This is a genomic window from Acinetobacter legionensis, assembly GCF_057165765.1.
Genome location: NZ_CM169896.1, coordinates 1283513 through 1307121, shown reverse-complemented (window position 1 = coordinate 1307121; position 23609 = coordinate 1283513). Strand labels below are relative to the sequence as shown.

Genomic DNA, 23609 nt, shown 5'->3' with positions numbered 1-23609 from the left:
ATAAAAGAAAAGTGTTATACAGTTTTATAACAATCTTCTGTGTCAATTTTCGTTATTTTGCAATATAACTGCTGAATAAAAGTAAATAAGAAAAGGCATCAACGTTATGAGCCACCCAGTATTTTTAACCAGTTCTACCTTTAGCCGTATGCCAAGAGGTAGTCAAAATCAATGGGCTGAGTTTTTTCAAAGCGCATCTTTTGAACTTGAAGCAAATGCGTTTATTCCAATTTTATGGTTTATGCTGTTTAAGCAAGAGAATATTTTCTGGACTAGATATATAGATGATCTTGATATCAACGATGATCGCAATCAAGTTGATCTTGAAGAACGCCAAGAAGATTTTGGGGAGAGTCAGTATGCTTATTTAGTCATTGACCAACAACAAGCACTTCTCAATTTAGCAGCTCGAAAACCCTTATTTATAGAAATTTTTGGTACAGAAAATATCTACCATTTTGATGATTTTAAATCTTTAATCGAACAACATTATCCTGAGTACATTCTATTGCGGACCAGTGGTTTACCTTTGGATTTAAATGATGCTTATTTCTTAACCCAATTGCTACAACACATCGAAAACAAAGCACAAGATGATTCACAGCAGCACTCTTTTATCGAAATGCAACGTATTGAACTTGCGCGTTTTGATGATCATCCTTATTTCTTTTATGGTGTCAATCTGCATACCCCTATTCTCAATTTAACCACCACAGAAAACCAATCAACAGTTGAACAAAGCAACCATGCTCAATCTCAACAACACTCTTTAGAAACTTCTGGTTTGGCGATTTGGATTTGCACAGCTATCGTTGCAATCTTAACCATTGCAGTATGGTTTACGACACAATCCGCACTCTATGCTGGTATTACCTTCTTGATTAGTGCTTTTGTTCTTGGGTTTATTTCTTCCAAATTTGGCGAACCGAAATAAAAAATAGCCATGTTTTTTAGCATGGCTATGTTAATCAAATAAATCAGTTCTTCATTTATTACTTTTTTTAAAGACTGCTGATTTGATCAATCAGCATGAGCAAGTTAAATTAAAACGGCTCAACATCATCATTTCCAGTACTTTAATTTACTGGTCTGCCCAATCCCAACATTAAAACTATTGGTTGGATCAAGTTTTTGATAATGATTTTTTAAAGTAGGCTTTGCAATATATAAATGCCCGACATTGTGCTCCGCTGGATATTCTGCACCACGACTATCTAGCAAATGCCACATTTGATGTTCCATCGCCAAAGGATCGACACCTTTTTTGACAATATAATCTTGATGAAACACATGACAGAGGAAATGCCCGTAATACAATTTATGGGTAATCAAATCATCCATCTCTTTAGGTAAAGTTTCGACCCATTCACGATCGTTACGACGTAAAGCAATATCCAGCGCAACAATGTCCTCAACTTCCGAACGATGTGTATCACGATAACGAATGGCAGCACCTGCCACTGCGAAACGGTGTAAAAATGCCTTTCGGCCTTCTTCATCTGTACAACGGAAAAAATGGCCTGATGTTTTATGTTGGAAATACTCATTTAAAAAGAGTTCAACTTGTTCAACATCCTGATTTTCGATACGAATCATCAAATGATGTTCATATAAATCACGAAATGTATTCATTCGTTTTGGCAAATGATTTGGCAACAACTTCGTCACCATCTGCAAAACTTTATCAGACAAACTGCGAAGACCAATTTTTTCAAGATATCCGTCTACCTTATCTTTTAACGCAAATGCAGCAGGCACTTTTGCCGTACCAAATTTTTCGATAAACATAAAGGTATCTTTGCCAAATTCAGCACCAATATCATAGGCAACACGATGAATATATTCACCAGCAATCGGCAATCTCGGCAAATCTTTCAATAAGAAACGGCGGATTTCAGTCAAATCGGCATGTGAGTTGGTTCCCACATAAAATACCTGACTTGGAATTTTTTCAAAGGTGTCTAAACGCACTGCAAAGACACAGACTTTACCCGCAGAACCTGAAGCTTCAAATAAACGTGATGGATCAGCATTAAAGCGTGCAGGCGTATTTTCATCGACCTGTTTAACATCATGCGCATAACGATGGTCAGAAGCACAACAACTAGAATTATTAATAATATCATTGAGTTGATATTTTTTATTTTCAAGTTTTGTCAAAATTTCTTCAGGTGTTTCACCCAGATTCACACCCAAATGATTGACCAATACTAATTCACCAGACTCATTTATCCGTGCATAAAGCGCTAACTCCGTATAAGCAGGCCCTCGACGAACCAATGCCCCACCAGAGTTATTACATATTCCACCTAAAACCGATGCACCAATACAAGATGAACCAATTACTGAATGCGGCTCACGATTATAGTGTGCCAACTCTTTTTCAAGACGATCTAAGGTTGCACCAGGTAGGCAAATCACTTGCTGACCTTGATTAATCACTTGAATACCAGTCAAACGACGTGTACTCATTAAAATAACTGGTCGGTCGTAATCATCACCAAAAGGTGTTGAACCACCCGTGAGGCCAGTATTTGCAGCTTGCATAATCACAATACAGTCCGCATTTACAGCAGCTTGTAACACTTGCCATTGTTCAAACAAAGTTCCAGGAACCACAACAGCCAAGACTTGCCCTGAGCCATAACGACGACCCTGACGATAAAGGCGGGTAGCATGATCATGAGTTAAAACGTGTTGCTGACCGACGATGTTGATTAATTGCTGAATGGTTTGTTGTGAATCAATATTAGATTGCATTTTCCCTATCCTATTGATGAACCCTTATTTAATCTCAGTCAATAAGGCATTCATTCCGACAGCATTTTTTTCAATATTATTTGTATTGAGGGATTAATGATCAGTTCAAGCTACTGTTTTGATGAAAAGTAGCTTAAACCTCGCTTATCCACAAAACTTGTTAAATCACATCTTTTCATTTGATGCTTTGCAAAAACAACATGTTATAAGGTCGTTCTACCTGAAAGCTTTTCAGATGACATTTGCACCTATCAAATTTAAAAATGTCATTTATCTTGATGAATTATCAAAAATACATCATTCATCTAATCCTTTGTCTAACTTCACTAAACAATCGGCGCTTATGTCTGCAATTGTTTTGGCGCCCGTCAAAGTCATTGCGACACGCATTTCTTTATCAATTAACTCAAGCAGATTTGAAACGCCTGCACCACCCGCTGCCCCTAATGCATAAACAAAGGCACGTCCCAGCATGCAGGTATCTGCACCCAATGCGAGCATACGTACAACGTCCAAACCATTACGAATACCAGAGTCAGCAAGGATTTTAATATCGCCTTTGACGGCATCTGCAATTGGCGGAAGTGCGCGCGCAGATGACAAGACGCCATCTAACTGACGACCACCATGATTTGATACAACAATACCATCGGCACCGAAACGAACTGCATCTTTGGCATCTTCAGGGTCAAGAATTCCTTTAATTACCATTGGGCCATCCCAAAATTCACGAATCCACTCAAGGTCTTTCCATGAAATAGACGGGTCAAAGTTATTGCCCAACCAACCAATATAATCTTCAAGTCCAGTCGGCTTTCCTAAGTATTTTGAAATATTTCCTAAATCATGTGGACGACCCAGTAAACCGACATTCCAAGCCCAATGTGGATGAAAACATGACTGCATATAACGACGCATCGCTGCATTTGAACCACTCATGCCAGAATGTGCATCACGGTAACGCGCCCCTGGTACAGGCATATCAACAGTAAACACCAAGGTTGAGCAACCTGCAGCTTTGGCTCGCTCTAAAGCATTTTTCATAAAGCCACGATCACGCAGCACATATAACTGAAACCACATTGGGCGGTTAATTGCTGGTGCAACTTCTTCAATCGGACATACTGACACTGTAGATAATGTAAAAGGAATGCCCTTTTTATCTGCCGCTATAGCAGCTTGAACCTCACCACGACGTGCATACATACCTGTTAATCCAACAGGAGATAATGCAACAGGCATTGATAAAGTTTCATCAAACAATTTTGTTTCTAGACTTAGCTGAGACATGTCATTTAAAACACGTTGCCTTAACGCAATTTTTGATAAATCTTCTACATTTCGTTTCAGTGTATATTCCGCATATGCACCACCATCAATGTAATGAAAAAGAAATGGTGGTAAACGACGTCGCGCGGCTTCACGATAGTCATTTGCAGAAGAAATAATCATGCTCATATCCTGTTTAATCGACTCGCACGCTGACGACGGGCTTCTTCCTCATCAATCATACGTACTTGCTGTACTACAAATTCTATATGTCCACATACTGCATCTCTTGCTGCATCGGGATCATGACGTTCAATTGCATCCATCACTTTAAAATGTTGATCATGCAATTGATCAAAACGATGTGTTTCTGAATACACTTTACGTCTACCCAGTAGCACGTTAAATTGCAACAGATCAAAAACGCCCCGCATCATCTGAATCAATACTAAATTGTGTGATGCTTCAGCAATCGCTAAATGGAATTTAGCATCTGCTAGAGAAGCCTGCTCATCATCGCCAATCGACTGAAAATATGAAATCTGATCATAATATTCGCGAATCTGAGCTAGATCTTTAGGCGTTGCACGTTGCGCAGCATACCAAGCTGAACCACCCTCAAGTATTGTTCGAGCCTCTTGCACATCAAAACGATATGCAGGGTCTTCATCAATCAAATTACTTAAAGGTTCAACAATCTGAAATTTTGACCAGTTCACAGGGAATTGTTGTAAATACGTCCCTGCTCCAACTTTACTGACCAGCATACCCGTACTGGTCAGTTGTGAAATCGCTTCTCTTAAAGAGGAACGGGATACACCGAGTTGTTCACACAATTTTCGTTCAGCAGGTAGACGTTCTCCGACTTGCATGTTTTTTTCTTCAATTAACATACGAAGGCTTTGTACCACTTTGTCAGAGACTTTCATCTGCTTTCCTTAGTTTTGTGTTGGTTCAACGATGCTTCATTCTCATGGAATCATCCAAGGGAACACATAAGCTTGTAGTGTAACGATAATACCGATCATTATAGTAAACGTTATACTGTGTTTAACCGTAAAACGGAACAAATCAGATTCTTTACCTACAAGCCCCACTGCCGCACATGCTATTGCAATCGATTGAGGCGAAATCATTTTTCCTGTCACACCACCACTGGTATTTGCAGCCACCAATAATACTTCTGGAACTCCAATTTGCTGTGCAGTCGTGGCTTGTAATGCGCCAAATAAAGCATTTGCAGAGGTATCAGAACCTGTGAGGAATACCCCCAACCATCCTAAGAATGGAGAGAAGAATGTAAATGCCTGACCCGTATGTGCAAGTGCCAAAGCAAGCGTGGCAGACATACCTGAATAATTTGCAATAAAGGCGAAAGCCAAGACCATACCAATTGAATAAATTGGAATTTTTAACTCATTAATCGTTTCACCAAAAGTTACAACAGCTTCTTTTGGCTTCATTCTTAAGAAAATAATGGTAATGATCGCTGCAATAAAAATTGCGGTACCTGTGGCTGAGAACCAATCAAACTTATAAATTGCATCATAATCTTTCATTTCAGAAACAACAGGTGGCATCTTTTGAATCATTTGATGCAAATAAGGCACTTGGATTGAAATCACTAAATCATGTAGCGCACCATCTTTGGTAAATAAATCCTTAAACGGTTTTACACTCCATATAGTGACCATCACAGTTAAAATTGCAAATGGAGACCACGCTTTAGCTATTTGAGCAAGGCTATATTTCTGTTGTTTTTGTGCAGCAAGATTCTCATCCATGCTGGCATCTTCATTTGCAAAACGGAAAATATGCTTTGGCTGCCAATATTTCAATAAAATTGTTAATGAAACCAAAGAAGCAATTGATGCAGTAATATCTGGTAATTCTGGCCCCACAAAGTTTGAAGTCAAATATTGTGCAAGTGCGAAGGAGCCACCACCAACAATGACAGCAGGCCAAGTTTCTTTCACACCACGCCAACCGTCCATAATCGCCATGATCCAGAACAGCACAATTGGCACCATAAATGGTAATTGACGACCAACCATCTGACTGATTTCCATCGTTTCCACACCAGAAACCTGACCAGCAACAATAATTGGAATACCCATTGCGCCAAATGCCACAGGTGCTGTATTTACAATTAAACATAGACCTGCTGCGTAAAGTGGTTTAAAACCAAGTCCCACCAACAATGCAGCGGTAATTGCGACAGGTGCACCAAAACCAGCAGCACCTTCCAAGAACGTACCAAAAGCAAATCCCACAAACAGCATTTGCAAACGTTGATCTTCAGTAATCGACAAGATCGAAGAACGAATAATATCAAATTGCCCTGTTTTTACTGAAATTTTATATAGAAATACTGCTCCGATAATGATCCATGCAATTGGCCATAAACCATAAAGGAAACCATAGACCAATGATGCCAATGCCATCATCGTTGGCATTTGATAAGCAAATAATGAAACCAGTAAAGCCAATACAACCGTAATTGTCCCCGCAACACTTCCTTTCATGCGGAATACAGCAAGGGCTAAAAAGAAAAATATAATTGGTATAAGCGCAATAGCACTAGATACCCAGATATTGCCCATCGGATCATAAATCTGTTGCCAATGTTGAAGCATTGTCATCTCCTTGAAATGCTTGCTAGAACGTGGAATGTCATTGAATCATCCATTTATTTCTCAATAATTGGTATGACCAATTTAGTTTTAAATTAAAAAAATTTGCACTAACTGCCACTTAATATTAATTTTTGCTGATTTAAAGATCAATAGTTGACACTCAATTAATTATTTTGGTATGACCAATATTGCAAGTATTTCAGTCAATTCACAAATCAATCCTTCAGATTTCAGGGTTTCAAATCGAATAACTCATTTGTTTTATATTATATTTTTTTAAATTAAACTAATTTTCTACAACTTTAGTCGCATGCTATTCTTAATGCACTTTTTAGTAACACTGATTTAAGTTTATTATCGGGTTTGGAAATACCTCAAAACCAAAATTAGTCAGACCAATTTAACAATCAGTTAAAATAAGCGTTAAGGCATCGCCTTAAACAAACAAATATCAAGTAAAAATAGAAAGAAAAAGCAGAAAGAAAAAAAGCAAAACCAATAAATTTTCACTGATTTTGCTTTTCACTTTAATTAAAAAATTATATAAATTTAATCAACTATAAATTAATTCATCAATACGCATTTATTGATTTAACGATGCTCACAACTCAATAAGGTTTCAGGTTTTTTCTTGATTTTAAGGTTTAAAGAACTTGAAATAATTCCTGAACAGATCAATGCCGCGCCGATAATAATGTTGATTGTAATCGGCTCATGCCAAAGCACATAACCAAAAAATAAACTTAGAATAGGAATACACATGATTGAAATAGACGCAACAAAGGTATCTACCTGACTCACAATCCAATTCCACAAGGCAAAGGCAAAACCAGTACCAATTACAGCAATATAGAACAGGATTGAATCATTCAGTGGATTCATCCAAACTTTAACATCTACAGGTTCAAAAATTAAAGCACCGATCAAAATCACCACTCCACCCATCAACAACTGCCAAAAGGTCAATTTGATTTTGTCATAAGTTGCAAAATTCTGTTTGATATACACTGTGGTTAAAGCCCAAAAGAAGCCAGACAAGATTAAGAAAGCTTGACCAATTAACGATAAATTCAAATGAATATGATTTAATTGTGGCCAAAGAATCGCAACCAAGCCCAATGTGCCAAGAACCAACCCAATCATTTTTTGGCTATTTAAACGCTCATTTAAAATATAATGCGCCAATACACCAATAAAAATAGGCATAGTAAACACTAAAACTGCAGACAATCCTGAATCAACAAATTGCATGGCAAAGGTTTGTGTTGCATAAAAACCAATACAAATCATCAAACTTGAGATTATCAGTTTTTGCCATTCACCTTTTGCGGGTAAAACAGATTTTCTTAACAGTACTTGAACCAACATAAGGGTAAGCGCAGCTAAGATTAAACGCGTAGAAATAAATAAGAATGGCGGAAATATTTGCAAACTATGTTTGACCAATCCCCACAAAGATCCCCAGACGAGACACAATAATACAATTGCACCAATCACTCGAAGATTCATTTGCTGTACTCAACAGATGGAAAGTGCTTAGAGTATAGAAAATAAATGACATCATGAATAATGCTGTGTTTTAATGTACACATCATTTTTTTTGATGCCAAAGTGGATACTTTAGTGTCAGCGCTTATTCAATGCATTTTTGAGGAATTGAAATGAATATCGATATGGGTGATATCAAATCATTTGTGACTGTTGCTGAACTAAAAAGCATTACAGCAGCAGCAAATAAACTCAATTATTTACAATCAAATATGACTGCAAAAATAAAAAAGATTGAAAATCACTATAAACGTCAACTATTCATCCGAAAACCTAAAGGTGTTGAGCTCACTGAATCTGGCATGAATTTATACCAGCAATATAAAAAAATGATTTTCACATGGGAGGAAACTGAAAATAAAATCTATCAGCAGGAAAAAAATTTACGCTTTGGTACCAACACCAGTTTAGGCGGAATGCGTTTCTACCCTTCTTTTAGCCAGCTATATGAAACTTACCCTGAACTTTCGATCACCATGAAAACAGGTGCGACAGGTTATATTGAAGATGAAATATTACTTGGAAATCTAGATATCGCCTATGTTTTAGGTCATCCCAAGCAGAAAAATATTCAGTATATTCAAAAAGCAGATGACCAGCTTGTGATTATTGGGAAAAATGTCATCAACCATGACAACCTTGAAGATTGTCTCAATCATCAAAATATTTTACTTGCTTCTGAAGAATGCTGTTATGCAACCACTTTAGATCACATTTACACAGACTATAATTTAACCAAAGGCGAGTTAACCCATATTTATGATCATGAGGCCTTAGTCAATTTCACTCAATTGGGTATGGGAATATCAATGATTGCAAAATCACTGATTAAAAAATTTAATATTCAATATTATCGAGAAACACCTGAACAATATCGAGATATTGGATTCTATCTGATTGCACGAAGTGAGCATGTATTTACGCCGATTGAAAAGCAGTTTATCGGATTGAATGATCAGCTTTAACCACACCAATATTTTGCTTTTAAACATTAGCTTTCATAATTTATATTGGGTTATTTTATTTGGTGCGCGTTTTCCGATTTAAACACTGAGAAAAACAGCATAACCGTGGCAACAAAGTACCAACAGGAAATATTTTGAGCATAAAAAGAGGAAAGAAAATTGAGCCTAAACGATTGCACAAGCTTCCAGATTTCACTCCATTTGCGCATGAGAAGTGAATAAGAATTAACACCAATTTCTCTAATATAGCACCAACAAAATAGCTGCCTTGATTTGTAAACACATAATACAGCATGTTTATTAAATCAAAAATCAAGGCAAATGCTACAATTTTATGCAATGTTGATGAAGTTTGATTTTTCTGTATTCGTCACACTTTTTTATCTTTGTTATTTGATTCCATTTCAGTTTTTTACTCAATGTAAAACCATCGTTTTTGCTATATTAATCTATTTTTCAAATTAAAAAAAAATGATTTCCACTGACAACAGCCCAAAATTTGTATTGAAGGGTGTTATAATACTGCGTTTATAAAATTCTCTTTGGCCACCCATATATGTGGTGCCTCTTTCGAAATAGTTAGGACGAGCAATGACTGATAATGCAACGATCTTGCAGAATGTACCAGTAGGCAAAAAAGTGGGTATCGCCTTTTCTGGTGGTCTAGATACTTCAGCAGCTTTATTGTGGATGAAACAAAAAGGCGCAGAACCTTATGCTTATACAGCAAACTTAGGTCAACCTGATGAAGATGACTACGATGCAATTCCGCGTAAAGCTGAAAACTATGGTGCTGTAAAAGCCCGATTGGTTGACTGCCGCTTACAACTTGCATTGGAAGGTATTGCTGCAATTCAATGTGGTGCATTCCATATCAGCACTGGGGGTGTTCCTTATTTCAACACAACACCATTAGGTCGTGCAGTAACAGGTACAATGCTTGTTACAGCTATGAAAGAAGATGATGTTAATATTTGGGGCGATGGTTCAACTTATAAAGGGAACGATATTGAACGTTTCTATCGTTATGGTTTATTAACCAACCCAGCACTTAAAATTTACAAACCTTGGTTAGATCAGCAATTTATTGATGAATTAGGCGGTCGCGCTGAAATGTCACAGTTCTTGATCGACAATGGTTTTGATTACAAAATGTCGAAAGAGAAAGCTTATTCAACAGATTCAAATATGTTGGGTGCAACTCACGAAGCAAAAGATCTTGAATATCTCAATGCAGGCATCAAAATCGTTGAACCAATCATGGGCGTTGCATTCTGGAAAGAAGATGTAAAAGTTGAAGCTGAAGAAGTTTCTGTAACGTTTGAAGAAGGTTTCCCAGTTGCATTAAATGGCAAGCGTATTGAAGACCCTGTTGAATTCATTCTTGAAGCCAACCGTATTGGTGGTCGTCATGGTCTTGGGATGTCTGACCAAATCGAAAACCGTATTATTGAAGCAAAATCTCGCGGTATCTATGAAGCTCCGGGAATGGCGCTTCTTCATATTGCTTATGAACGTCTTGTAACGGGTATTCATAACGAAGACACTATTGAACAATATCGCATCAATGGTTTACGTCTAGGTCGTTTATTGTACCAAGGGCGTTGGTTCGATTCACAAGCATTGATGCTACGTGAAACAGCACAACGCTGGGTTGCTAAAGCAATCTCAGGCACTGTGACTTTAGAACTTCGTCGTGGTAATGACTATACGATTATGAACACTGAATCAGAGAATCTCACTTATGAAGCTGAGCGTTTAACCATGGAAAAAGGTGATTCAATGTTTAGTCCTGCTGACCGTATCGGCCAATTGACTATGCGTAATCTTGATATCACTGATACCCGTGCAAAACTTGGTATTTATACCAATACTGGTTTATTGGCTGTTGGTACAGGATCTGCGATCCCTCAATTGAAAGACAAAAATAAATAATTTTTGATGAAAAAAAACCGCCAAATCAGGCGGTTTTTTTAGCTTTAGTCTTTGTGATTTTTCATTAAAGATCGCTTATCAAGACACTGCATTCTTAGTTTCAGGCTGCGATAAGTTTTGTTGCCCTAATTTTTGCTGTTGTTTTTGCAACTCAATCTTTTCAGCATGTTCTTGGCGAATTTGATCATATTGTCGTTTGGTTTCAGCATCACTTTTAGCCGCAAGAAAAGCCATTCCCACTAAAAATACTGGAAATAACAACGCTAATGTCGCAAAGATATAAAATTTTTTCGAACTTGTCTGTGACATAAATTCAAGGCTTTCAATAAATTTAATTAGGCTAATTAATATAACAGAATAATCCCATCCAATACATTACTCACCTACAGCCATAGGACGACAATCTCCTATATATTTAAAGCGAAAAACTTAAGTAAAAATCACACCACCCTGTGACCTAGAAGCTTTATAAATCACTTTCAGCAATACTCTTCATCAATCAAACTATTGTTATATGGAGCTTATCCCGCAAACTTCTTTAATAAATGTAACTTTAATAAAAACCAGATGCCCATAAAACAAAACGGTCTAAGCCAATTTAAAAAATAATTAACGATTCTTTGTTTGTTTATAAGCTTCTTGCGCTATAGCCAAACTTTTCTTTTTACCTTCAACTGTATCTGAAATCTCATTAGAAGTTCCATTTCCTGAATGACGTTGCAGATGTTGCTGTTGAGAATACTGATGCATTTCAGACTGAGTTTTTTGTTGCTGTATCGAAGTTTGGTTTGCAGTTCGTTGGGTTAATTTTTGTTGAAGTTGTTGCTGTGGATTTACAGTAGCAGTTCCTGCACAAGGTCTAGATTGGTAAGTTACCGAACCTTTTACCACACATTTGTGTACGTCTTTAGCAAATACATGATGCGAAATCCCTAAAGCCAAGATAACCAACAATACTTTTTTCACAACCAACACTCCATTTAAGTTTCAACAAAATATCAATAATTGATTTAAATTGCTATTTACACAGGAGTTTTCTTATTCATAGGATTTTTCATTTACAATTAAGGTATAAATATGACTTTTTTTGCCAAGTTTTACAGCATTTTGTCATAGTTCAAATCCTTCAGTTTCAAGATTTAATTTGAAGGTTTTTAAGTGATTGCTGAACAATAAAACCATGAACTAAAGATACAGGCAGCATATAAATTTTCCCGAAAAGATTATAGGTGACTACACTGGTACACACCTTCAGTTCATTTCTAAGTTCATCATATTCCTCGATTTGTAAAACCAGCAATACACTCAAATGTTTATCGGTTGACTGTAAAAAAAGCTCACGATCGGAGACTTTAATCACATCAAAAAAATCTGCTTTCCTACCTACTCGAAGTAGTTTAGTTGATTCACCAAAGCCTTGAATAGGTTGCACACCACCTAAACGCTGGCTTAAAAAATCCCTCAGCTTAAACGCAGCCTTCAACCAAACTGGCGGCTTGCTAGTCATTAGATAATAGGCTTGAGTACTGGTGAGATTTTTATCAATATATTGCTTGGCTTCGTGTAAAAAATTTAATTGATCAAGTGGAGCAACTAAAGTTTGTGGATCTCTCTCTATATTCAATCAACCACCCCTATAAATATAATTAATATTTTTTCAAACAACCGCTAAAAACAGTCTACAGTAATCAGTTATTGGTGCAATTACTCACAGCCTAAAGTTTAAGAAATATATAATCGACCTGTCAAAAAAGCTTAGACACAAGAACATAATTCCCCTTAATCCATATTTTCAATTAAATCAATCGCATGGACAAAAAAATTATTTAATTATAAAAAGCTTGCACTGCCACACCTTACATTCAAAGTTTAAATACCTTTGCGTAGGCGATGCCAAACCTTGCGCTGAAAACAAAGCAGTGCTTTGTTTTTGCTCATGGGCGAGGGGTACGTCCTGTACCCCCGCCCAACGGCGACATCCATGTCGCCACACAGTAGGATCACCATCTAGGATTCAAAAATCTAAAAAATGAATTGATAACTAAATTTTTATAAAAATTATTAAAAAACATAAGCTTAATTTACAATCAATGACTTAATAAAAGTCACTGGTATGAATAATTAAGTAGTTTGAATACAACAAAAAGGTCTGCACTTGACAGACCTTTGATTATACTGACTTTAGTGCGTTTATCTTTTAATTAACTATCCATATTTTCAATAATCGCTTGACCGAATTCAGAACAGCGAAGCAAAGTTGCACCTGGCATCAATCGCTCAAAGTCATAGGTGACAGTTTTCGCAGCAATCGCTCCCGATACGCCCTGAATAATCAAATCAGCAGCTTCAATCCACCCCATATCACGAAGCATCATTTCCGCAGAAAGAATAATAGAGCCTGGATTGACTTTATCTTGGCCTGCATATTTTGGTGCTGTACCGTGAGTTGCTTCATATACAGAAATTGCGCCACCAATATTTGCACCCGGTGCAATACCAATACCACCCACTTCAGCTGCCAATGCATCAGAAATATAGTCACCATTTAAATTAAGTGTCGCAATCACAGAGTATTCAGAAGGACGCATTAATATTTGCTGTAGGAATGCATCTGCAATCACATCTTTAATAATGATCTCTTTACCCGTTCTTGGATTTTTAATTTTTACCCACGGGCCACCATCAATCAGCTCTCCACCGAAACGATCAATTGCCAGTTCGTAACCCCATTCTTTGAACGCACCTTCGGTATATTTCATAATGTTGCCTTTATGCACTAAAGTTACACTTGGCTTATCATTATCAATCGCAAACTGAATCGCCTTACGCACCAAACGCTGAGTACCTTCTTTTGATACCGGTTTAATACCAATCCCACAATTATCTTCAAAACGAATCTTAGTTACACCCATTTCTTCTTTTAAAAATTTAATGACTTTTTTCGCTTCAGGAGAATCTGCTTTCCATTCGATACCCGCATAAATATCTTCGGAATTTTCCCGAAAAATCACCATATCGGTCAGTTCAGGGTGTTGAACAGGTGACGGCACTCCTTCAAACCAACGTACAGGGCGTACACAAACATAGAGGTCGAGCTCTTGGCGTAAAGCCACATTCAATGAACGAATACCGCCACCCACAGGTGTGGTTAATGGCCCCTTAATCGAAACAACAAATTCCCGCAGCGCCTCAAAAGTTTCTTCAGGCATATATGTTCCGTAGATTTTATCTGCCTTTTCACCACAGTAAACTTCCATCCATTCGATCGAACGTTTGCCACCATATGCTTTTTGAATTGCTGCATCCACAACAGCTTTCATGGCTGGTGTAATATCAACACCAATACCATCCCCTTCTATAAAAGGAATGATTGGATGATTTGGAACATTCAGTGACAAGTCCGCATTTACAGTAATTTTGCTACCATCAGCAGGCACTACGATCTTCTGATAACCCATTGTTGAGGTTCTCCCTTTTATTATAGTTGGCAAATCCAAAATAATTGCCAAATCGACAATATTTCTAACCATTCTTAACGCATATCAGTCTAGTCTAATTTGTACATTTTTTGAGATTTATACGAGGAATAACAACATTTCTCTACTGAATAAAGCACATTGTTCCATTATTTAATGTCATTTAATTCATCATTTTTTATATAAATCAATATTCTCAATCACCTCGAATATTGAAAAATAAAAGTATTAGCTATGTTTTTCCACACAAAGAAATTTTCCAAGAGTCGGATCTTCTCCATGTTTCACACTGTAAACACAAGTAGTTAATTCTTATTTTTTAAATGATAGCCACTCTATCCAACATATCAGCCGCCAAAATAACAACAAAACCACCCAATCGGATCTTTAAAAGTGAGAGCTAATATACCTTTTCACTATAAGCTTTATTTTCAATTTTTTGATTTGATATTCGTTATTTAATTTAAAAATTTATAACATTTTGACAATAGATTAATGACCAAACTAGCCACCTTAAAACCACAATATATTCATATATTTCATTGTATTAAAATACACACCACAATAGAACACAAACAAAAACCCGTAAATTTATTTTGATTACTGGTATTTTTTGCCATTGCTTTTAATTTAAAAATCAAATTATTAAAAACAACATCATCGACTTAAGATTAATTACAAAAATATTTCACTTTTACTATATGTTTTCACATGAATTTTAATGAAAGAATAAATCGAAATTCATTTTTTGATTCCTTCTGTCTATCCTATAGCCTCCAATCAAATTAACCATCTTTGCAATTATTATTTAGTCTTAAAATCTTTAACATTATTCCTGTTTTTTTAAATCGCAATGAATTTTGAATTAATTACGATTCAACCTAACTCATGGATGTAAATAATGGATCAAACTTACAGTAAAGAAGAGAAACGAGGCCGTATACGCGGTATCGTCGGCGCAGCTTCAGGAAACTTAGTAGAATGGTTTGATTTTTATATTTATGCTGTATTTGCGGCATATTTCACTAAAGCATTAACTGCACCAGATATGGACTCCGGTACTCAAGCCATTTATGTATGGGGTGTCTTTGCAGCCAGCTTCTTTATGCGACCAATTGGTAGCTGGGTTTTCGGACGAATTGCTGATAAACATGGCCGCAAAAAATCAATGGTCATTTCAATCTGTCTTATGGCAGTAAGCTCTTTCTTATTTGCCGCACTCCCAACCTATGAACAAGTTGGGATGGCAGCACCTTTCCTACTTTTACTTGTTCGCCTGCTACAGGGTTTATCTGTAGGTGGTGAATATGGTGCTGTCGCAACCTATATGAGTGAACTTGGCTTAAAGGGTCAACGAGGCTTTTTTGCTTCTTTCCAATATGTCACCTTGTCAGGTGGTCAGTTATTAGCAAGTTTGCTCGGTGTTATTATGCTGGCATTCCTATCAGAGCAGCAATTGCTTGATGGCGGCTGGCGTATTCCTTTTGTCATTGGTGGTATTGCTGCAATTATCTCCTTACTTGCACGTAGTCGTTTGGAAGAAACATTATCTAGTGAAGACAGTGATAAAGAAGAATCAGGAAGCTTAAGTGAACTGTTTAAAAATCACTGGAAAACCTTCTTATTGGTCGTAGGTTATACCTCTGCGGGTTCCCTCACCTTCTATGTGATTACAGTATATTCAAAGACCTACCTCACCAATATGGGTGTGGATAGTAAGACTGTCGGATTCATTATGACAGCTTCACTATTTATCTTTATGCTTGCACAACCGGTGTTTGGTGCTATTTCTGACCGCATTGGTCGTCGTGCTGCAATGCTTGCGTTCAGTGGAACTATGGCAATTTTCATCTATCCAGTTATGGTGATCTGGATGCCACATTTCAGTTACTCACCATTGATGGTTGCACTGCTACTTATTTTCCTGATGATGTTACTCAGCTTCTATACCTCTATCAGTGGATTGGTTAAGGCAGAAATGTTCCCGCCACATGTTCGTGCATTGGGTGTTGGTTTCTCTTATGCTGTGGGGAATGCAATCTTTGGCGGTTCTGCACCATCTGTAGCACTACAGTTCAAAGCAGCCGGTATTGAAAGCACCTTCTTCTTCTATGTGATTTTCATGTTAGTGATCTGTTTCTTGTGTAGTTTTAAATTACCGAAAGAGCCAGAATATCTAAAACATGACCACTAAATAACATGGTTAAGTCATAAATAGCTTGTGATCACTGATTAAAATTTGAGATCTACACTATTCAAAAAAGCTGTACTATCCAAAGGTGGTACAGCTTTTTTATTATATGGTTTTACTTCAATAGACGCTGTTTTTTCCAGTTGTTTAGCTTAATTTTATGCAATGGTAAATTGCAAAAAGATAAAACCTCCCACCCTACTCTAAAAACCTCGTATCTTAAGATCGCCCATCTAAGAAAAATGTATTTACAACTCAAGCTTGGTAAATAAATAAAGTTGAAGAATACAAAGCGTAATCTGATATAGTAGCGCACATATCGTAGTCTTTATCTTTACCCAACTCTCTTCAAACGGGTAACTTTATCAAACTCAAAAATTTTATTGATATTTATTAGTGGTCTAAAGTGAAAATTGTCATTCTTAATAAACCTTATGACGTCCTCTCCCAGTTTCGTAAAGACGAAGCACATATGACGATGTCCGACTTCGTAGATGACTCGACTTTGCGTTTGGCGGGTCGTCTCGATATGGACTCTGAAGGTTTAGTTTTTTTAACTGATCATGGTGGTTTAAATCAGTACATTACCAATCCTGCCAATAAGAAATTTAAAACTTATGTGGTGCAAGTTGATGGTGATGTGACTAAAGAAGCCCTTGAACAGTTGCGCAAAGGTGTTGAGCTAAAAGATGGTATGACTTTACCTGCTCAAGCGAATAAAATAGAACAGCCTGGATGGTTGTGGGATCGTGATCCACCTGTACGCTTTCGTGCGAACATTCCAACATCTTGGATTGAAATTTCGATTTGCGAAGGCCGTAACCGCCAAGTACGTCGTATGACTTCAGCTGTCGGTTTCCCTACTTTACGTTTAATTCGTACCAAAATTGGTGCAATTGACTTGGTACAAATGGGTTTACAGCCTGGTGAAACCAAAGAAATTGAACCATTGCTTTATCCTGACTTCCAAAATATTCCTGCGGACGAACCTTATCGTTCACGATCTTATGTGAAGAAACCTGGTGGTACAGGTGGAAAACCAATTGTTCGCAAGAATAAAGATGGTTCAACAAAAAAGTCAGGCACTAAACGTATCTGGCAAATGGAAGATGGTGAAAAACCACGTCGTAAGACCAATGGTACCACTCGTCCAAATACCAAAACCCCACGTGGTCGTGGACGTAATGGTCGATAGGATTTAGTTATTCGAAGCCATTAATCGATTGTCGCATATTATAAAAATGCCTAATGAAATTCATTGGGCATTTTTATTTTTATAATTTAAAAAAACTCAAGACCAATTAAAACCAATCTCCCCCTCATCATTTAAATTGATTCATACAAAACTTGCAAATAAATTACTTAAACAAAGATTTATTCCCTCAATAAAAAAGCCGATGCTTATGCATCGGCTTTTCTCACCAACAAGATCGTTGGTTTATAGCATTTAAAACTTAAACATTAGCAAGTGTAGCGTTAAGCGTAGCACTTGGACGCATTACAGCTTCAACTTTAGCCGTATCAACTGCATAGTACCCACCGATATCCGCTGGCTTACCTTGAACAGCAGCAAGTTCAGCAAGAATTTTGTCTTCGTTCTCAGCTAATGCTTTTGCAAGTGGTTCAAACTTGGCTTTTAATTCAGCATCGTCATTTTGAGCAGCAAGTGCTTCAGCCCAGAATTTCGCAAGGTAGAAATGGCTACCACGGTTGTCTAGCTCACCCGTACGGCGAGATGGAGACTTATCATTATCTAACAATTGACCTGTTGCTTGATCCAATGTCTTCGCCAACAACTTAGCACGCGCATTGTCTTCTTTAATACCTAACTCTTCTAAAGAAACTGCTAATGCCAAGAATTCACCAAGAGAATCCCAACGCAAGTGGTTTTCTTCTACAAGCTGTTGTACGTGTTTAGGCGCTGAACCACCCGCACCTGTTTCGTACATCCCACCGCCCGCCATTAACGGAACGATAGATAACATTTTCGCAGAAGTACCCAGTTCCATGATTGGGAACAAGTCAGTTAAGTAATCACGTAAAATGTTACCTGTCACTGAAATTGTATCTAAACCACGAGCAACACGTTCAAGCGTATAACGCATTGCACGTACTTGTGACATGATTTGGATATCAAGACCCGCTGTATCATGATCTTTCAAGTATTTTTGTACTTTCTTGATCAATTCATTTTCATGCGGGCGGTATGGGTCAAGCCAGAAGATTGCAGGCATACCTGAGTTACGCGCACGCGTTACTGCAAGTTTTACCCAGTCACGAATCGGTGCGTCTTTCACCTGACACATACGCCAGATATCGCCTTCCTCAACGTTTTGTGACATCAACACTTCACCAGTCTCAAGATCTGTGATGTTTGCAACACCTGCTTCAGTGATCTCAAAAGTTTTGTCATGTGAGCCGTATTCTTCAGCTTTTTGCGCCATCAAACCAACGTTTGGCACAGTACCCATAGTACGTGGGTCAAAATTGCCATTCCACTTACAGAAATTGATCATTTCTTGGTAAATACGTGCGAATGTTGACTCTGGCATAACAGCTTTACAATCATACTGCTTACCATCAGCTCCCCACATCTTACCACCGCCACGAATCATCGCTGGCATAGATGCATCTACAATCACATCATTTGGTGAATGGAAGTTGGTAATACCTTTCGCTGAATCGACCATTGCAAGTGCAGGACGGTGTTCTTGACAAGCATGAAGATCTTCGATGATCTCTTCACGCAATGATGTTGGTAAAGTTGCAATCTTCTCATAAAGACCAGCCATACCGTTATTGACGTTAATACCTAACTCGTCAAATAACTTGGCATGCTTTTCAAATGCTTCTTTATAGTAAATTTTTACACAGTGACCGAATACAATCGGGTGTGAAACTTTCATCATCGTTGCTTTTACATGCAACGAAAATAAAATGCCCGCTTCACGGCAATCATCAAGTTCTTTTTCATAGAAATCGCAAAGCGCTTTTTTGCTCATAAACATTGAGTCGATGATTTCGCCATCAAGTAATGCAACTTTTGGCTTCAGCACAATGCTCTCACCATTTTTGGTGATAAGTTCCATTTTGACGTTACGCGCACGGTCAAGTGTCATTGACTTTTCACCGTGGTAGAAATCACCCTCATCCATATGAGAAACATGTGTTTGTGACCACTGTTTCCATTCGTTCATTGAATGTGGATGTTTCTTGGCATAGTTTTTCACTGCAGCAGGTGCGCGACGGTCAGAGTTACCTTCACGTAACACTGGATTCACCGCTGAACCAAGGCATTTGCTATAACGTACCTTAATTGCTTTTTCTTCTTCAGTTGTTGGATTTTCAGGATAGTCAGGGATTGCATAACCCTTTGACTGAAGTTCCTTAATACATGCGCTCAACTGAGCAACAGATGCACTGATATTTGGGAGTTTGATAATGTTAGTGTCTGGATCTTGAGTAAGACGCCCTAGCTGTGCAAGGTTGTCAGATACTTTCTGTTCATCGCTTAAGTATTCCGCGAATTCTGCAAGAACACGAGCAGCTACAGAAATATCAGTTTTGACAATCTCTACGCCAGCTGGCTTAGTAAAGGTCTCAATGATCGGCAGTAGCGAATAAGTCGCCAACAATGGCGCCTCGTCAGTCAGTGTGTAAATGATTGTTGACTTTCCACCAGCCATATATAGCCCCTTGCTTTAGATTGTGTTTTGAGAACCGAGCTTGTGACCCAGCTCTTACGAACCGACTTGCTTAAATTTAACCCCAAGAGTATCAGCCTTCCTGATATTACAGTCAACGTAAGATCTGTGATAACGACATTTCGTAAAAAAATGGTACATCACAAATATTGCATCAACATCAACATTTGCACAAAAATTAATCACTTTTTTGTAAAAATAGCCATTCCGACCAAGAGCAACAACAATCCATACCATCTTCTTCTTTATTGTTTTAAACATTAAAAATTTTATCTTGCTGATTCTTACAAATAGAGCAACCAATTAAAAACCATTGAAAACACATCGACGCGCTTCAGCGACATAAAACAAGCCGAACAGCACAAAAAAAAAATCAGCTAGATACTGTTTAAATTTTAAATCATTCAAGTCTGTCTAAAAAGTGAATGAGCAAATGAATGGAAAATTTATTTATTCCCCAATACTCTGGTCACGATATGACAATAAATATGCTTTGGTTAACTTATACTCACAAAACAACAATACTTTTACCTTGAATAGTAAGTCAAAAAATCGTTATTAATAAATTACATGTTTAATTTTTCATCACATCATTAATGAAAAAATAAGCTTCAATGATGTATTTCCGATCCCCAAATTAATATTAAAACTGTAGAGGTAATATGTTAATGCTATTACTCATCGCAATACTTATTCAAATCATCTCACTCTGGGCCGTTTTCTTTTTTGCACTTGATCGGACAATCGGTAGTATCACCACGATTGTCATTGCGATTCTGAGTGCAGTGATCAGCCCATGGTCTCTCATCCTTGGTCTCCCGCTTATTCTTATCAGTTTAGTTTTACTGATTGAGCCACTGCGAATGCAAGTTTTGACTAAACCAGCTTATAAAACATTAGCCAATGCAATGCCAAGCATGAGTAGCACTGAACGTGAAGCATTGGATGCGGGTACCAGTTGGTGGGAAAAAGAATTATTTATGGGGGCGCCAGATTGGGAAAAATTTAACAATTACCCCTACCCGACGCTTAGTAATGAAGAGCAATCTTTTTTAGATCATGAGGTTGAACAACTCTGTCAGTTGCTAGATGAATGGGAAATTCATCAAAATAAAGACCTGAACGCAGAGACATGGCAATTTATTAAAGACAATGGCTTTTTTGGACTTATCATCCCTAAAACTTATGGTGGTCGTGAATTTAGCTCTTTTGCACAAAGTCGCATTATGAGCAAAATCGCTTCACGCTCATTAACCACTGCCGTAACCTGTATGGTGCCTAACTCATTAGGGCCGGGTGAGCTTTTACTGAATTATGGTACAGATGAACAAAAAAATCGTTATTTGCCCGGCTTAGCCAAGGGTGAAGAAATTCCTTGTTTTGGACTAACCAGTCCTGAAGCGGGTTCTGATGCTGGAGCGATTCCTGACACTGGGGTAGTTTGTTATGGGGAGTTCGAAGGTCAACAAGTGCTTGGCTTAATTATGAATTTCTCAAAACGCTGGATTACCTTAGCACCCGTTGCAACCGTAGTCGGTCTGGCCTTCAAACTGTATGACCCAGATGGCTTATTGGGAGATAAAACTAAAACTGAGTATGGTATTACATGTGCACTTATACCCGCCTCTCATGCAGGCGTAGAAGTTGGACCTAGGCACCATCCGGGTGGTTCTCCATTTATGAATGGCACAGTTGAAGGTAAGGACGTCTTTATTCCGATTGACTGGATTATTGGGGGCGCAAAAAATGCTGGGAATGGCTGGCGTATGCTGATGGAATGTCTGGCTGTTGGACGCGGTATTTCCCTTCCTGCATTGTCTACAGCCGCAGGTGAAATGACGTATTTATCTGTAGGTGCATTCGCTAAAATTCGTCAACAATTTAAATTATCAGTCGGTAAATTTGAAGGGGTCCAAGAAGTTAGCAGTGACATCGTCAGCCATACCTATATGCTTGAAGCTTTCCGCTATTTAGTCACTTGCGGTTTAAATCAAGGTGGCAAACCCGCTGTTATGACCGCAATGGCAAAATACTACGCCACTGAAACGATGCGAAAAATCGTCAATCATGGTATGGACATCACAGGTGGTCGTGGTATTCAACAAGGTCCGCGTAACTTTCTTGCCAATATGTATCAAGCTATTCCGATCTCGATAACGGTTGAAGGAGCAAATATCTTAAGCCGTTCGTTGATGATCTTTGGTCAAGGTTCAATGCGTTGCCATCCTTATTTATTTGAGGAATTACAATTGTTACAGGCTGCAGATAAAGCTTCTGCCTTAAACACATTTAACACCATGTTATATCAACATTTAGGCTACACTTTAAACCGTGGAGCTCGTGCATTCACTTATGGATGGTTTGGGGCAAGTAATCAACGACCTGACTCATCAGATGCTTTTACTCAACCTTATTATAAAATCATCAATCGCTTCAGTACTGATTTTGCCCTAACCGCAGATATGTGTCTTGGACTATTAGCTGGTGATATTAAACGTAAAGAAATGCTCTCAGGGCGATTAGCTGACATTCACTCCAAAATGTTTATTGCGACAGCCATACTCAAATTTTATGAAAATGGTCAAAGATCCACGCAAGAACAGGTACATGCCAAACTTGCATTAGATGAAACGCTTTATGATGCCCAAGAAGCATTTTATGGCTTATTTGATAATTTTCCGATTCAAATTGCATCAAGTCTGGTTAAATTTGTTTGTTTCCCATTTGGTCGACCGATCAAGAAACCGAGTGATCGTCAAAAGAGTGAAGCAGCAGAACTGCTCATGCAAGATAACCCATTCCGAGATTATTTAAAAACGCAGGTTTATTATACTGTTGATCCGAATGATGCTTTTGGCCGAATGGAAGCCACCTTCAATCTACTCTCAACCGTTGAAGACGATTGGAACAGCTTTAAAAAAGCGGAATCTAAAGGTGAATATCAGGGGCTAACATTTGAAGAGCGCATACAGGATGCAGTCACTCGTGGCTTAATCAGCGATGATTTAGCCACAAAATTAACCCAATATAATGCCCTGCGTTATGACAGTATGCTCACAGATATTTTTGATGAAAAATTAGAGCAGGTATTGGTATTAGAAAATCCTCATCTTCACTCAACTTAA

At 37.9% G+C, this 23609-nt stretch carries 16 protein-coding genes; 6 read left to right on the top strand and 10 right to left on the bottom strand.

The window, feature by feature from the left end; genetic code table 11:
- Positions 1-106: 106 nt before the first annotated feature.
- Positions 107-934: a hypothetical protein gene (locus AC2G3J_RS06015; RefSeq protein ID WP_419327194.1), complete on the top strand. Its 828-nt coding sequence runs from the start codon at positions 107-109 to the stop codon at positions 932-934.
- Positions 935-1062: 128 nt separating this feature from the next.
- On the opposite strand, the gene dld is transcribed toward AC2G3J_RS06015, so the two are convergent.
- From dld to AC2G3J_RS05990, 5 genes are all read right to left on the bottom strand, one after another.
- Entirely contained in the window at positions 1063-2760 is a 1698-nt protein-coding gene (dld, locus tag AC2G3J_RS06010) for a D-lactate dehydrogenase (protein ID WP_483770798.1), read from the bottom strand.
- A gap of 297 nt (positions 2761-3057) precedes the next feature.
- Positions 3058-4212 (bottom strand): FMN-dependent L-lactate dehydrogenase LldD, encoded by a 1155-nt coding sequence (lldD, locus tag AC2G3J_RS06005; protein ID WP_336951672.1) that lies wholly within the window; start codon positions 4210-4212, stop codon positions 3058-3060.
- Between the two features lie 2 nt (positions 4213-4214).
- The gene (gene lldR, locus AC2G3J_RS06000; protein WP_336951674.1) at positions 4215-4958 is read right to left on the bottom strand and encodes a transcriptional regulator LldR; all 744 of its coding nucleotides are present in this window, start codon (positions 4956-4958) and stop codon (positions 4215-4217) included.
- 42 nt (positions 4959-5000) lie between these two features.
- Positions 5001-6671, bottom strand: a complete 1671-nt coding sequence (gene lldP / locus AC2G3J_RS05995; protein ID WP_419327192.1) for an L-lactate permease — start codon at positions 6669-6671, stop codon at positions 5001-5003.
- 585 nt (positions 6672-7256) lie between these two features.
- Complete coding sequence (locus tag AC2G3J_RS05990; protein ID WP_336951677.1) at positions 7257-8174, bottom strand: DMT family transporter; 918 nt, start codon at positions 8172-8174, stop codon at positions 7257-7259.
- 152 nt (positions 8175-8326) lie between these two features.
- Here AC2G3J_RS05990 and AC2G3J_RS05985 point away from each other — a divergent pair, with 152 nt between their 5' ends.
- Both AC2G3J_RS05985 and argG read left to right on the top strand, forming a co-directional pair.
- Positions 8327-9178: a LysR family transcriptional regulator gene (locus AC2G3J_RS05985; RefSeq protein WP_336951678.1), complete on the top strand. Its 852-nt coding sequence runs from the start codon at positions 8327-8329 to the stop codon at positions 9176-9178.
- Between the two features lie 591 nt (positions 9179-9769).
- Positions 9770-11113, top strand: coding sequence for an argininosuccinate synthase (argG, locus tag AC2G3J_RS05980; RefSeq protein ID WP_004724905.1), 1344 nt, complete (start codon positions 9770-9772; stop codon positions 11111-11113).
- A gap of 78 nt (positions 11114-11191) precedes the next feature.
- On the opposite strand, the gene AC2G3J_RS05975 is transcribed toward argG, so the two are convergent.
- The 4 genes from AC2G3J_RS05975 to icd all read right to left on the bottom strand — a co-directional run bounded on the left by AC2G3J_RS05975 (position 11192) and on the right by icd (position 14571).
- Complete coding sequence (locus AC2G3J_RS05975) at positions 11192-11422, bottom strand: hypothetical protein (RefSeq protein ID WP_336951679.1); 231 nt, start codon at positions 11420-11422, stop codon at positions 11192-11194.
- Between the two features lie 300 nt (positions 11423-11722).
- Positions 11723-12079, bottom strand: coding sequence for a DUF4124 domain-containing protein (locus AC2G3J_RS05970; protein WP_166782095.1), 357 nt, complete (start codon positions 12077-12079; stop codon positions 11723-11725).
- 166 nt (positions 12080-12245) lie between these two features.
- On the bottom strand, positions 12246-12737 hold the full coding sequence (locus AC2G3J_RS05965) for a DUF2867 domain-containing protein (protein ID WP_483770797.1): 492 nt from the start codon (positions 12735-12737) through the stop codon (positions 12246-12248).
- A 577-nt stretch (positions 12738-13314) separates the two neighbouring features.
- On the bottom strand, positions 13315-14571 hold the full coding sequence (gene icd / locus AC2G3J_RS05960; protein WP_333667652.1) for an NADP-dependent isocitrate dehydrogenase: 1257 nt from the start codon (positions 14569-14571) through the stop codon (positions 13315-13317).
- Positions 14572-15490: 919 nt separating this feature from the next.
- On the opposite strand from icd, the gene AC2G3J_RS05955 reads away from it, so the two are divergent.
- Together AC2G3J_RS05955 and AC2G3J_RS05950 are read left to right on the top strand one after the other, a co-directional pair.
- Positions 15491-16783, top strand: a complete 1293-nt coding sequence (locus tag AC2G3J_RS05955) for an MFS transporter (protein ID WP_336951681.1) — start codon at positions 15491-15493, stop codon at positions 16781-16783.
- Between the two features lie 403 nt (positions 16784-17186).
- Positions 17187-17975, top strand: a complete 789-nt coding sequence (locus AC2G3J_RS05950) for a pseudouridine synthase (RefSeq protein ID WP_483770796.1) — start codon at positions 17187-17189, stop codon at positions 17973-17975.
- Positions 17976-18234: 259 nt separating this feature from the next.
- Here AC2G3J_RS05950 and AC2G3J_RS05945 read toward each other — a convergent pair whose 3' ends face one another.
- Positions 18235-20466, bottom strand: coding sequence for an NADP-dependent isocitrate dehydrogenase (locus tag AC2G3J_RS05945; RefSeq protein ID WP_336951684.1), 2232 nt, complete (start codon positions 20464-20466; stop codon positions 18235-18237).
- A 686-nt stretch (positions 20467-21152) separates the two neighbouring features.
- On the opposite strand from AC2G3J_RS05945, the gene AC2G3J_RS05940 reads away from it, so the two are divergent.
- Complete coding sequence (locus tag AC2G3J_RS05940; RefSeq protein ID WP_483770795.1) at positions 21153-23609, top strand: acyl-CoA dehydrogenase; 2457 nt, start codon at positions 21153-21155, stop codon at positions 23607-23609.